The following is a 13728-nucleotide window of genomic DNA, read 5'->3' on the forward strand; positions in this document are numbered from 1 at the left end:
TGATGCTGTCGCTTGTGGAAGGCTGAAAACCTTCAGTAAAAAGACTGAAGGTTTTTTTTTAGCCGGATTGAATTTCTTTTGCGGTATTTGTGCATAGTGTGGTCTTGGAAGTGAACATCGCATTTTTGCGAAAAACCTCAAATGATGACTTCTATTCTCTGGAGAAAACATGAAAAAGCAGAGACGTAATCCCTGGCTCTGGGTTCCTTCTCTTTATTTTGCAGAAGGCATTCCTTACATTGTGGTTATGACGGTTTCCGTGATCATGTACAAGCGGATGGGAATCTCTAATGCGGATATTGCCCTTTACACAAGCTGGCTTTACCTGCCCTGGGTAATCAAACCCTTCTGGAGCCCCATTGTCGATCTCTTCAAAACCAAGCGCTTCTGGATCGTCACCATGCAGCTTATCGTGGGTGCTGGTCTGGGAGGTGTGGCGTTAACCATTCCTCTTCCGAATTTTTTTAAGATTACGCTTGGCTTTTTTTGGCTATTGGCGTTTTCCTCCGCCACCCACGATATTGCCGCCGATGGATTTTACATGTTGGGTCTTTCGGAACACGATCAGGCCTGGTTTGTGGGTGTTCGCAGCACATTTTATCGGCTGGCCATGATTACAGGCCAGGGCCTGCTGATTATTCTGGCAGGTTACATTGAAAGCCACAGCGGTCTGCCTGACGTAAATGTGGTTGTCACAACGAAACCCGGCGCCGCCGTAACCCAGATGATTTCCCCCGACTCAGTCAAATTTAAATCGACCGCAGGAAAGATGCGGGTGTTGTACGTGCCGCAGAATCTGCAAATCTCTACCGCCGAATGTTCCCGGGCCACCCTGGATTCTGCCATTCAATTTGCCACAATGTGGAACGCCAAAAACGGATTTATTAAGGTCAAGCCCAAATATTCATCACTTGCGCAGGAACGAAGGGAATCCACCTGGTGGCAAAACCATGTGTCGCACCCTCTGGCGCACTATTTGAGACGGCATTTCGGAGAGAAAAAGCCCGTTCTTCAGAAAAACAATGCGGGAAATTTTGGAGCGGTTTATTTTCGTTTGAGCAAGCCGCCAAAGGCCGGGAAAAAGATAGTCGTGCATTTTGGCCGAATTCGGGGAGATAAAAGCATTTCCCTTGTGGAAGGTGAACGCTTTGTTTTTACAAAGGAAAATTGGCAGAAACCCGCCATTGCCATCATTAAAATTGATCCGAAGTTGAGAGGGTCTACCTCAGCTGTTTTCAAGGCTACTTCCGGTAATATCCCCCTGGCCTGGGTCGTTACATTTTTCTTCCTGGCTGCCATGTTTCTTTTGTTTTTTGTGTATCACAAGTTTATCCTGCCGTACCCCGCCTCCGATAAAGCGGCAAGTGTCGGCAATTCATCCAACTTTATCAGGGGGTATTTTGAGTCGTTTGTTCTGTTTTTTAAGAAAAACAAAATTGGCTGGATTCTGGCATTCTTACTGCTGTATCGATTGGCCGAATCGCAGCTGGTGAAACTGGCCTCGCCGTTTATGCTGGATGCCCAGGAAGCCGGGGGCCTGGCTTTGACTACCGGGCAGGTTGGTTTTATTTACGGCACAATCGGGATTTTGGCGCTTACTCTGGGGGGACTTTTGGGCGGATTTTTGGCCGCAAAATACGGCCTGAAGGTCTGGCTCTGGTGGATGGCCATTGCTATCAATTTACCGGATGCCGTGTATATTTATCTCTCTCATTTTCAGCCGGACAATCTGTTGATCATTAATCTGGCCGTCGCAACGGAACAATTCGGCTACGGATTTGGTTTTACAGCTTACATGTTGTATATGATCTACGTGTCGGAAGGGAAGTTCAAGACAACGCATTTTGCCATTGCCACCGGAATAATGGCTCTTGGAATGATGATTCCGGGGATGTTCAGCGGCTGGCTGCAAGAAGTCATCGGCTACCAGCATTTCTTTATCTGGGTCATGATTGCGACCATACCGGGTTTTCTCGTTTTGCCGTTCATTCCGCTGGATAAAGATTTTGGGAAACGGGATACCCCTGTTGGTGAAAATTTGGGAAATGAGTAGATAAAATCCTTTTTGGGAATTGGGTTCAAGAATCAAAATCCGAATTTGGATTTTTTTGTAGAAAGGAAAGACCTTGAAAATTCGTTCGCGCATTAAATTTATTCTTTTGGCCGGTGTACTTTTGGCGGTCGGATGTGCCGGCCCTACCAAAATGGCCGATACATTTTTTAAACAAAAAGACTATCGCCAGGCCATTTCGAGTTATCGCACGGCACTGAAAAAGGACTCCACCAATGTGAAGGCGTGGGTTCATCTTGGAGAAAGCTACCGTGCCGTTGGGAAACTGGATTCGGCCAAATGGAGCTTCAAAAAGGCCTCTCGACTAAAACCGAAAGATCCTGAAATCAAACACCTGCTGCTGGAAACCGATTATTTGCAAGCCGTGAAAATGGCCAAGGATTCCACGTACCGCTGGGAAGCGGTTCGAAAACTGACGACGGTTCTGGAGAAGGATTCCACCTATCTTCCGGCTCTGTTGGAACGGGGTAAACTGTATGAGAGCCTGGGGGAACTGGATTTGGCCGGGAAAGATTACGCAAAGGCTGTCCGATTGAATCCCGGGCAGATCGAATTGAAGAAAAAAATTGAGCGGTTTGAAACCCGTCGGAGGGAATCGGAGGCGTGGACGAAGAAAGCCGCACACCAGCTTCAGCGAAAACGGTATTTAAAAGCCATTGCTGATCTGAAGAAGGCACTGACCCTGAAACCGGATAACGAGCGGGCGCAGTACCTGCTTCACATGGCAAAAGGCCGGTATTATTACAAGCGGGGAAGTTTGGGCCGCATTTGGGATGCCATCGAGGAGTTTGGAAAGGCCTCTGCCCTGGAACCAAACAATCCTGAGCCGCATTTTTACATGGCGAAGGCCTATTATAAGAAAGACAAGCGAGACTACGACAACACCATTCGTGAATACGAGGAGGCTGTTAAACTGGCCCCTCAGAGTTCCTATGCAAAAATAGCCAGAAAAGAAATCAAAAAACTGAAAAGATTGCAAAAAATCTGGAAGCGATTTTGGCGAAAATGAAAAAACAGTCCCCGGTTTCAAAGGTGGGTACCAAGATAATATCCCGTGACGAACTGTCCGGGATTTGCGCCGGGCTTCGTCGGGAGGGGAAAAAAATCGGGTTTACGTCGGGGGTTTTCGATATTTTGCATGCGGGCCATGTGGAGTATCTGGAAAAGGCCCGTGCTCTTTGCGATGTGCTCGTGGTAGGCATTAATTCGGATGCCTCCGTAAGACGCTACAAGGGTGAAAACCGTCCCTTTGTGCCGGAAAATCTCCGGGCCAAGGTTCTGGCCGGATTGGCGTCGGTTGATTTCGTTTTTATTTTTGACGAAAGGCGAAACCAGCAGAACATTTTAGCCCTTCGCCCGGATTTTTACATCAAGGCGGGTGATTATTCGCCGGAACAACTGACGTCCCGGGATGTGGTGGAATCCATTGGCGGGAAGGTTGTTCTTATTCCGGTGGAAACGGAGATTTCGACAACGGAGATTATCAAACGAGTGATCCGCGCCGAAGGCGGCACGGCCGAACAGGTAGTGGAAAAAGAGGGGGCGGTTCATTTTTCAAGAAGACCCCTCAAAGCGGCACCGGCCGTTTTCCTTGACCGTGACGGCACCATCAATGACGAAATGGAGTATCTTCACGATCCCCAAAAATTCAAACTGCTTCCCAATGTTCTGGAAGGGCTAAAAAAGCTTCAGGACATGGGCTACCGATTGGTGATTGTGACCAATCAGGGCGGGATCGGACTGGGGTACTACACGGAAGAAGATTTTTATCGGGTGAACCGGGAGATGTTTCGGCAATTGGCCCCGGCCGGAATCAAAATCGATAAAATCTATTTTTGTCCACACAGCATCACAGAAAAATGTACGTGCCGCAAACCCAATACCGGACTGATTGAACGGGCGGTAGCCGACCTTAATATTGATTTGCCAAACAGTTTTTTCATCGGAGACAAAACCATCGATCTGGAAACCGGCCGCCGTGCGGGCATCCGAAAAATTCTGGTGCGAACGGGACACGCGGGGACCGATGCCACGTACTCAGTCACTCCGGATTATGTGGCCGATGATCTATTGGATGCCGCCCAGTGGATGCTTCGCCAGGAACGCAGCTGAGAAATTTTTGGGCCGACAGCGGACCGCGGCAATTTGCGGCAGCAATGGAAATGCTTACAGCATTTTTCAAAAATTTTATTGAAAAACAAAATAATTTTACGTATATTTATTTCGATTTTAAAGGGCGATTAGCTCAGTTGGTTAGAGCGCTGGTCTCACATACCAGAGGTCACTGGTTCGAATCCAGTATCGCCCACCAATTCATTCCTTCATAAAAACGGTGGAAGCGGGGATATCCCATCGTACCAAGAAACACAAGTCTAAGAATATCTCCCGATTCAATCTTAAAAAATAGGAATGCCGCTGGTGTCCGAGCATCGTCAACTTTTATTGGGCGGTTTTACCGATCACGAAAAAGCAATTCTCAGTCGATTTGTTGAAGATATTGAGTTTCCACCCATTATGGAAATCGAACCCAATCAATCCGGATTAACAATTGCAGAAATAGTGAAGGGGAAAAAAGGAACAGGCGAAGGAAAACCGTTTACAGAACGATTTATTATTTTTTATAATTTTCAGCGCCCGGAAATAAGTGCCTTTATCTCCGTTTACAAAACGTTAAACCTCCCGCGTCCGCTTTTTGCCGCGGTAACGCCTTATTCAATGAAATGGTCCCTTGAAAAGTTGCTGCACGATTTGGTCGAAGAGCGGCGAAAATTAGCCGCTCAAAAAAGGAAAACTCCTTGATTTTATTGTGACAAAAAAAAGGCTTTCGCCATGTGTGATACGCTTGTAGCTCTTCAAAATTATTCATCGGATGGAAGCATCCTGTTCGGGAAAAATTCAGACCGTGAACCGGATGAGGCTCAGGAGATTCTCCGTTTTCCCGCAGTCGATTATCCGCCAAACCAAACCGTTCATACAACCTATCTTTCAATTCCCCAGGTCCGTCACACATTCGAGGTCATTCTGTCCAAGCCCTTCTGGATGTGGGGGTGCGAAATGGGAGTTAATGAAAACGGTGTGGTTATGGGCAATGAAGCCATGTTTTTAAAAACTCCGGTGGAAAAGAAACCCGGCTTGCTGGGAATGGATCTCATGCGGCTTGCCCTGGAACGAAGCGAAACCGCCGGCGAAGCGGTCCGCGTGATTACGAATCTTTTGCAAACGTTTGGACAGGGCGGAGTGTGTGGCTATCGCGATAAAAAATTGTCCTACCATAATTCCTTTCTCATTGCCGATTTTGACGGGGCCTTTGTCCTGGAAACATTCGGCCGTGATTGGGCCGTGAAGAAAATATCCGGTGCTTACTCTATTTCGAACTGCACCACATTAACGGATGATTACGATGAAGCCTCCCCGGGGCTGCAAAAACGGCAACCGGGCCGGGTGAACCTGAAAAAGCGTTACCAGGGATTCCTTTACACGCATTTTTCGGGTGCAGAAAAAAGACGGGCTCGTTCCATGCAAATGATGGAACAAAAAAAGGGAACCCTCACACCAAAAGCGATTGCACGCATTTTGCGGGATCATGGAGAAGGAAAAATCGGTGTCCATCCGGCGGATTTAAGTAACAGCACTCTCTGCATGCATGCAGCAGACCCGCTGGTGCGAAGGAGTCAGACCGTGGGGTCGATGATTGTCCAGCTTACTCCTGATCGGCACGTTAATATTTTTATGACGGGGACGTCTGCGCCCTGCCTGTCAGTTTTTAAACCGGTTTTTTTCGGATGTCCCCTGGACTATCGAGCGGGTGAGTCCTATTCTCCGGATTCCCTCTGGTGGTTTCACGAAACCCTGCATCGCTCCCTGCTCAATCGGGATAGCAAAACAATCTTCGAATTCTGGACAGAGCGGACCCAATTTGAAGACGTTCTCTGGAAGGAATTTCCCAAAATTGAAACATCCTCCATTTTTGATCAATGTTTGTTTTCCAAAGATTTTTTCCAAAGCAGCCGTTCCTTTGAATCCAAATGGATTGAAACACTCAAAACCGTTCCTTCCAGGAGACACTTTTTTTATTCCAGCTATTGGGGACGATTTTCCAGACGAAATGGTGTACCGGTTGTGTGAGAAGCGGGTTTTTCTTCATAGAACTCAATCCGGGAAAAGCGTCGGGTCTGGTTGACAAAAATGTGCCGCACCGGATGGGGCTTAAAAAACAGCAGGAACCGGAACTGCAGGGATGAGGCACATTTCATTTTTATGAAACCCTTTCACGAAACCGCAAACACAAAAGACTTTTGAAGCAGACTCTTTGAATTAGTCTCCCCTCTCTGTATATGAAGTTAACAAAGAAGGAAATAGATCGATACCAAAAGGGATCTTTTGGCCTGTTTATTGGGTTTATTAGGATTGAGGGTATCTTTGAATTACGTGTTGAAAAAGGAGGGTGAACCATGTCAATTGCGATCAGCCAAAAAACAGCCCTGATTGCTGTGGACATTCAGAACGATTTTTGCGAGGGGGGCGCTTTGCCGGTTCCGAACGGGGATAAAGTTGTACCGATATTAAACCGCTATCAGGAAAAAGTCCTTCGTGCGGGCGGCACAATCGTTTTTACGCGCGATTGGCATCCGGCCAACCACTGCTCTTTTAAAGAATTCGGGGGGATTTGGCCCGTTCACTGTGTGCAAAATACGAAGGGAGCTCAGTTTCACCCCGGGCTGAACTTTCCGGATACGGCCATTTTGGTATCGACGGCAACCCACCCGGAGAAAGAAGCGTATTCCGGATTTGAAGGAACGCACCTGGCAGACGTGCTGAAGAAGCTGGGTATCGATACGCTCCTTGTGGGCGGTTTGGCAACCGATTATTGTGTGAAAGCAACGGCTCTGGACGGTGTAAAAAAAGGGTTTACTGTTTATTTTCTTGAAGATGCCAGCCGGGGGGTTAATGTTCATCCAGATGACAGCCAAAAGGCCATTGAAGAGATGAAAGCTGCCGGTATCCGGGCCATTACCCTGTCGGAAATCTAACCCGCCGCGGCTTAGGGGCTTTGTGTCGAAAATTTATGAATAATTCTGGATAAGGGGTTCTTCCAATAAAAATGAATTCTTTTTGGAAATTGCTTGACAATTGTACCAATATTTTTTATGTTTAAAATAGAATTGGCTGATTTTTTAAAACCCATAAAGTTTTAAGAAGTTAGCAATAGTAGAATAGTAAGTGGAAGTGATCAGACTGTGAAAGTCGTTAAAAAACTAATTTCATCTGTTCAAACCTGGTTTGCTTTTTTGAGGAGAAGAGTCTTGTTCAGGCAAGATTTTCAAAACCTATTGAATGACTGGCCGTATGACCCCTCGCGCGTAAATGTTCGTAAAATTAAAGGACGCGACGGAAGAGAAAAAATTCAACTTCGTCTGGACATGGGAATCTTGCAAATGGAGACCACCGGCCGCCCGGATGGAACGCGTCCCTTTAATAAGGCTTCACTTTTGGAGTATTTTACCGAAAAGGCCCGTTCATTCCGTGCAAAATATGGGTTTGATGAATTTTTTGTATTAAGTCACTCTGATTGTCTGAAGCTTCAGCGGGAAGCGCTTCAATATTATCACCGTTTTGTGGCCTTGCTCTATTTGAAGGAATATGATGGCGTGATTCGGGACACCAATCACAATCTGAGGATAATCGATTTGGTCACGCGTTATGCCGCCGACGAACGTGACATCATGAGTTTCACACAATTTCGCCCCTATTTACTTATGATGCAAATTCGGGCAAAAGCCTCCCTTTTTATGGCCCGGTACGACTTTAAAAAAGCCGAAGAAATTGTTGAAAAGGGTATTTCAGAAATAGAGCATTTTTATATTGAGAACGATATGTCGGAACAATTGGAATCCAGTGTTGTCCTTTCGTTTTTGAAAAAGTGGAGTCAGGAAATACGCGAATCGCGCCCCCTGTCGCCCCTGGAAAAACTTCAGCGGGAATTGAATGAGGCCGTGAGTCGCGAGGATTTTGAGCGGGCGGCTGAGCTTCGGGATCGTATTCAGGAAATCCAGGAATTTGGGGATGAGCTGCTTTCCTGAAAATAAAGGGAACGCAGGCTGAAGGTTGACAGAAATTGCCCTTTTCGCGGAGTAATTTGAACATAGCAGACAATCGCTGATAAAAGATACGGATCTGAAGATTTAATTCAAAAATCAGATGGTCGCTTTCGAAATTGAAATCGCAAGGAGGAGGGTGAAAACCTATGGGAACAATAAAGAATATTATTTGTCCGATTGATCTGTCGGAATCTTCAAAAAGGGCATACCGGGTGGCCAAATACCTGTCGGATACATTGGAAGCTCAATTATGGATTTTACACGTCCTTCCGGAGGCAACGGATTTTTACTCGTCTCTTTATCCCGATTTGTCAGATTTGATGGGCGGTATTCAGGAACATATTGAAGAAAAAATTGATGCTGTCATCGACACCAAGGATCCGCTTATCCATCGGGTGGTCTTATCCGGGAAACCCTGCGAAGAGATTATTAAATTTCAGGAACATAAAAATGCAGATTTAATTGTGATGGGGGCACGGGGCGTTTCGGTCATCGAATCCATTCTGCTGGGGAATACGGCAGACCGGGTGCTCAGAAATGCAAAATGCCCTGTGGTCATTACCCGGGGTGATTTCAGGACCTACAAAATCAAGAAAATTGTTGTGCCCACCGATATGTCCGAGTATTCCGATTATACTCTGGAACAGGTTGTGGAGCTGGCACGGGCATCCTCGGCCGAAATCGACCTGCTGCACGTGCTTGATGTTCACACCTACGATCCGGATAAGGTTGAAGATTTTATGAAAAGTGATAAGGGGAAAGTTCTGCAGAAAAAGGTGCGAGATGCGATGAAAATGCCGGATGGAGCCGGGGATGTATCCATTAACAAGGTCGTGATCCGCGGGTTTGATGTCGCTTCGGAAGTGGCAAATTACGCACGGGAAAACAAGGCGGATATGATTGTAATGTCGTCGCACGGCCGGAGAGGGATTTCCAAATTATTATTGGGAAGTGTGACCGACAAGGTGATTCGCATTGCCCCCTGCCCGGTGATGGCTGTAAAACATCCCAAATTGTTTGATTAAGGGGATAAGCCCGGATATGAAAATTAGCTAATTAAGTGAAACTCTATTGATAAAAAAAAGGAACCGTTATGAGAGCGATGACAGAAAAAAATCTGCTGGATGCGTTTGCCGGGGAAAGTCAGGCACACATGAAATATCTTATTTATGCGGAAAAAGCAGAGCGCGAGCATCTGCCCCATATTGCAAAAATGTTTCGTGCCATTGCCTTTGCTGAATTTGTGCATGCCAGTAATCACTTTAAGGCATTAAAAAAACTGAATGATACAAAAGACAATCTGGGTGATGCCTATCACGGCGAAACCTTTGAGGTGGAAGAAATGTATCCGGCCTACAAGGAAGTCGCACAATTACAGGGCGAAAAAACGGCTGTACGGACCACGGACTGGGCACTTCAGGCGGAAAAAACCCACGCGGAGATGTACAAAGCCGCCAAGGCCCGTGCCGAACGGGGTGAAGATGAAGAAGATCAGACCATCTGGGTTTGCGAGATTTGTGGCTACACCGAGGTTGGGGAGAGTGCTCCCGATGTTTGTCCCGTTTGCGGCGCAAAGCCGGACTCTTTTCAAAAATTTTAACACGTCATGTCTAACTCAAAGCCCCTCATCCAAACGAAGGGGCTTTTTTATTGGAAAATAAAAGGTGTCCCGCGAAAGACACAAAGTGCACAGAGTTGATTTCAACAAAATCAATTCGCGAAAATCCGTGAAATGAGTGGGTTAAAGTAGACTTAACAAATAAGGGGCTTTATCATGACGCGCGAAGAAGCTCAAAAGCGGATTGAGGAACTTCGGAAGGAAATTAATTACCATAATTACCGCTACTACATTTTGGCGGATCCCGTTATTTCCGATGCCGAGTACGATCGTCTTTTTCAGGAGCTTAAACATCTGGAAGCCCAGTTTCCAGACCTCATTACACCGGATTCCCCGACGCAGCGTGTGGGGGCGCCTCGCCCCGAGGGCGTGGGCTTTGAATCGGTTCAGCATCTGGTCCCCATGCTCAGCATGGACGATGTTTTCAGCGAAGAAGAGTTTCTGGATTTTGACCGGCGCGTTCGGGAAGGTCTGGCCCGGGAAACCGTTGAATACACGGGTGAGCCTAAATTCGACGGTCTTTCAGCCAATTTGACCTACGAAAACGGCCGGTTGATTCGCGGAGCCACACGGGGGAACGGCCAGGTGGGGGATGATGTAACCAACAATCTGAAAACCATTCGCACAATTCCGCTTCAGCTCTTAACAGCGGAAATTCCGGCCCCTGCGCTGATTGAAATTCGGGGAGAAGTCATTATGTCCAAGCCGGAATTCCATCGCCTGAATGAAGAGCGTCTCAAAAACGGAGAGCTTCCTTTTGCCAATCCCCGCAATGCGGCCGCCGGTTCGTTACGCCAGTTGGATCCAAAAATAACGGCTCAGCGCAATCTCAAATTTTTTGCCTGGGGAGTGGGAGGGCACGAAGGAATTACATTTGAAACGCAGTGGCAGATTTTGCAGACGCTTAGAAAATGGGGATTCTTGATTTACCCGGACATCTGCCTGTGCAAAAATGTTCAGGAAGCCATCGGGTACTACAGGCGCCTTCAGGAAAAACGGGACACACTGGAGTTTGAAATTGACGGGGTTGTTTTTAAAGTAAACGATCTGTCGCAGCAAGCGGCCCTTGGAATGACGACCCGGGCCCCCCGCTGGATGGTGGCCTTTAAATTTCCGGCCCGACAGGAAACAACCCGAATTCTGGATATCGGATTTCAGGTGGGCCGAACCGGAATTGTGACGCCGGTCGCCAAATTGCAGCCCGTTCAGATCAGCGGCGTAACCGTTTCGCGAGCCACGCTTCACACCTTTGATTTGCTGAAACAGAAGGACATCCGGGTGGGCGATTGGGTTCTCGTGGAACGGGCGGGCGATGTGATTCCGGAGGTGGTGAAGCCCATTCCCGAACGCCGCACGGGAGAGGAAAAAACGGTGGAACCGCCCACACATTGTCCGGTGTGCGGGGCTCCGCTGGAGAAAGAAGGTGCATACTATTTTTGCCCGAACATGAATTGTCCGGCTCAGGTGAAGGGACGCATTCTTCACCTGGTGTCGAAACGGGCCTTCGACATCAACGGCCTGGGCGATAAAATTGTGGATCAGCTCATGGAGGCCGGACTTTTAACCTCCGTTGCGGATGTGTTTTATCTCAAAAAAGAGGATCTGCTCGGATTGGAACGCTGGGCGGAGAAATCGGCTCAGAATTTGATGGATGAAATTGAAAAGAGCAAGACCATTTCATTTGATCGATTTCTCTACGCCCTGGGGATCCGGCATGTGGGCGAATTTGTATCGCGGTTATTGGCTGAAAAATTCCCTGATCTGGATGCTTTGAAAACGGCCACAGAAGAAGATCTCATGGAAATTCAGGGGATCGGCCCGGAAGTGGCACGGAGCATTGTGGATTTCTTTTCCGTGGATCAAAACCTGAAAACAATTGACCGGATGTTTCAGGCGGGCGTTACCCTTGTGTATCCGGAAAAGGAGGAAGAGAAGCCCCAGCCCCTGGCCGGTAAAACCTTTGTGTTCACAGGGGCGCTTCGGAACCACACCCGGGATGAAGCAAAGGCTCTGGTGGAATCGTTGGGTGGAAAAGTAAGCAACAGCGTGAGCCGAAAAACCGATTATGTGGTGGTAGGCGAAGACCCCGGCTCCAAGTACGATAAAGCCCGGCAATTGGGGGTAACCCTTCTTAACGAAGAGGAATTTGAAAGATTAATTGAGACGGGTGTAAACCAAGATTGATAAAATGTCTTTCCACTTCTTTCGGCAGATGTTGGGAAGCAAGAGCCTAAAATCAGGAGGGTCATCATGTCTGAATCAGCATATAAACCCGTTCGCGCACCCAGGGGGAATCAGCTTCATTGTAAGGGCTGGCATCAGGAAGCAGCCATGCGGATGCTCATGAACAATCTGGATCCGGAGGTGGCGGAAAAGCCCGAAGAACTGATTATTTACGGAGGCAGCGGAAAAGCCGCCCGCAATTGGGAGGCCTACCACGCGATCGTGAGAAGTTTGCAGGATCTGGAGAATGATGAGACGCTCCTGGTCCAATCCGGTAAACCCGTGGGGATTTTTCGGACCCACGAAATGGCTCCCCGCGTGTTGATTGCCAATTCGCTGCTGGTTCCGGCCTGGGCCACCTGGGACGAATTCCGCCGTTTGGAGGCTCTGGGACTGATCATGTACGGACAAATGACGGCGGGCAGCTGGATTTACATCGGTACACAGGGTATTTTGCAGGGAACGTACGAGACCTTCGCGGCAGCGGCCAAAAAGCACTTTGGCGGGGATCTCAGCGGAAAACTGCTGGTAACCGGTGGAATCGGCGGCATGGGCGGGGCTCAGCCTCTGGCGGCTACGATGAACGGGGCCGCATTTTTGGGAATCGAAGTGGACCGCGCCCGGATTGAAAAACGCCTCAAAACCGGCTACCTGGATCGCATGGAAACGGATCTGGACAAAGCCCTCAGGATTGTAATGGATGCACGGGAGAAAAAGCAGGCCGTTTCGGTGGGTCTCCTGGGAAATACGGCCGATGTGATCCCTGAACTGGTGCGCCGTGGAATCGTGCCCGATGTGCTGACCGACCAGACCTCCGCCCACGACGCCCTGAACGGCTACGTGCCCAACGGAATTCCTTACGAAGAGGCACTAAAACTTCGAAAAAGCGATCCGGAAACCTATCAGAAAATGGCCTACGAATCCATGGCCCGGCACGTGGAAGCCATGCTGGAATTGCAGAAACGCGGGGCCGTTACATTCGATTACGGCAACAACATTCGCGGACAGGCAAAAAAGGCGGGCGTTGACAATGCATTTGATATTCCTGGATTTGTTCCCGAATATATCCGCCCGCTCTTCTGTGAGGGCAGGGGACCCTTCCGGTGGGCAGCCCTTTCGGGCGATCCGGAGGACATCTACAAAACGGATGAATTGGTTCTAAAATTATTTCCGGAGGATCAGGTGTTGAAGCGCTGGATTACGCTGGCCCGGGAAAAGGTACACTTTCAGGGTCTGCCGTCCCGCATTTGCTGGCTGGGTTACGGCGAACGCGACAAATTTGCTCTGGCCATGAATGAAATGGTGGCCAGGGGTGACTTAAAGGCTCCTATTGTGATTGGGCGCGATCATCTGGATACAGGGTCGGTGGCGTCCCCCTACCGAGAAACCGAGGGCATGAAAGACGGCAGCGATGCCATTGCCGATTGGCCGATTTTGAACGGTCTGCTTAATGCCATTTCGGGTGCGTCCTGGGTGTCTGTCCACCATGGCGGTGGTGTGGGCATTGGTCTGGCGATTCACGCCGGCCAGGTAAGTGTGGCCGACGGGACGCCGGAGGCGGCCGAGCGATTGAAGCGCGTGCTGACCAATGATCCCGGCAGCGGCATTGCCCGGCACGTGGATGCCGGTTACGAGGAAGCGATTTCGTTTGCGAAATCACACGGTGTGAAAATACCGATGATGAAATAAAATCATCTTTTCGTTGCTGCGACTGCGCG

11 protein-coding genes, 1 tRNA gene and 1 pseudogene are annotated in these 13728 nt (G+C 48.6%); all 13 read left to right on the forward strand.

Annotation, left to right across the window (positions count from 1 at the left end; genetic code table 11):
- Positions 1-169: 169 nt before the first annotated feature.
- The 13 genes and pseudogenes from GXO76_08935 to hutU all read left to right on the forward strand — a co-directional run bounded on the left by GXO76_08935 (position 170) and on the right by hutU (position 13699).
- Positions 170-2053 carry an AmpG family muropeptide MFS transporter gene (locus GXO76_08935; GenBank protein NOY77979.1) on the forward strand — a complete coding sequence of 628 codons (1884 nt, stop codon included), beginning with the start codon at positions 170-172 and terminating at the stop codon, positions 2051-2053.
- 73 nt (positions 2054-2126) lie between these two features.
- Positions 2127-3080: a tetratricopeptide repeat protein gene (locus tag GXO76_08940; protein ID NOY77980.1), complete on the forward strand. Its 954-nt coding sequence runs from the start codon at positions 2127-2129 to the stop codon at positions 3078-3080.
- A pseudogene (gene rfaE2, locus GXO76_08945) lies at positions 3077-3565 on the forward strand (D-glycero-beta-D-manno-heptose 1-phosphate adenylyltransferase). The gene GXO76_08940 and the pseudogene rfaE2 overlap by 4 nt, the downstream one beginning before the upstream one ends.
- Before the next feature lie 126 nt (positions 3566-3691).
- Positions 3692-4183, forward strand: a complete 492-nt coding sequence (locus tag GXO76_08950) for an HAD family hydrolase (protein NOY77981.1) — start codon at positions 3692-3694, stop codon at positions 4181-4183.
- A gap of 122 nt (positions 4184-4305) precedes the next feature.
- Positions 4306-4382 (forward strand) — tRNA-Val (locus GXO76_08955).
- Between the two features lie 98 nt (positions 4383-4480).
- On the forward strand, positions 4481-4870 hold the full coding sequence (locus GXO76_08960) for a DUF3783 domain-containing protein (protein ID NOY77982.1): 390 nt from the start codon (positions 4481-4483) through the stop codon (positions 4868-4870).
- A 30-nt stretch (positions 4871-4900) separates the two neighbouring features.
- Entirely contained in the window at positions 4901-6196 is a 1296-nt protein-coding gene (locus GXO76_08965; protein NOY77983.1) for a peptidase U34, read from the forward strand.
- Positions 6197-6522: 326 nt separating this feature from the next.
- Entirely contained in the window at positions 6523-7101 is a 579-nt protein-coding gene (locus tag GXO76_08970) for a nicotinamidase (GenBank protein NOY77984.1), read from the forward strand.
- A 273-nt stretch (positions 7102-7374) separates the two neighbouring features.
- A complete protein-coding gene (locus GXO76_08975) occupies positions 7375-8151 on the forward strand; it encodes a hypothetical protein (GenBank protein ID NOY77985.1) in 777 nt (258 codons plus the stop codon).
- A 164-nt stretch (positions 8152-8315) separates the two neighbouring features.
- Positions 8316-9194: a universal stress protein gene (locus tag GXO76_08980; protein ID NOY77986.1), complete on the forward strand. Its 879-nt coding sequence runs from the start codon at positions 8316-8318 to the stop codon at positions 9192-9194.
- Between the two features lie 68 nt (positions 9195-9262).
- Complete coding sequence (locus GXO76_08985) at positions 9263-9769, forward strand: rubrerythrin family protein (GenBank protein NOY77987.1); 507 nt, start codon at positions 9263-9265, stop codon at positions 9767-9769.
- Between the two features lie 174 nt (positions 9770-9943).
- Positions 9944-11971 carry an NAD-dependent DNA ligase LigA gene (ligA, locus tag GXO76_08990; GenBank protein ID NOY77988.1) on the forward strand — a complete coding sequence of 676 codons (2028 nt, stop codon included), beginning with the start codon at positions 9944-9946 and terminating at the stop codon, positions 11969-11971.
- 66 nt (positions 11972-12037) lie between these two features.
- Positions 12038-13699, forward strand: a complete 1662-nt coding sequence (gene hutU / locus GXO76_08995; protein ID NOY77989.1) for a urocanate hydratase — start codon at positions 12038-12040, stop codon at positions 13697-13699.
- Positions 13700-13728: the final 29 nt, after the last annotated feature.

This window comes from Calditrichota bacterium (assembly GCA_013151735.1).
Taxonomy (GTDB): Bacteria; Zhuqueibacterota; JdFR-76; order JdFR-76; family BMS3Abin05; genus BMS3Abin05.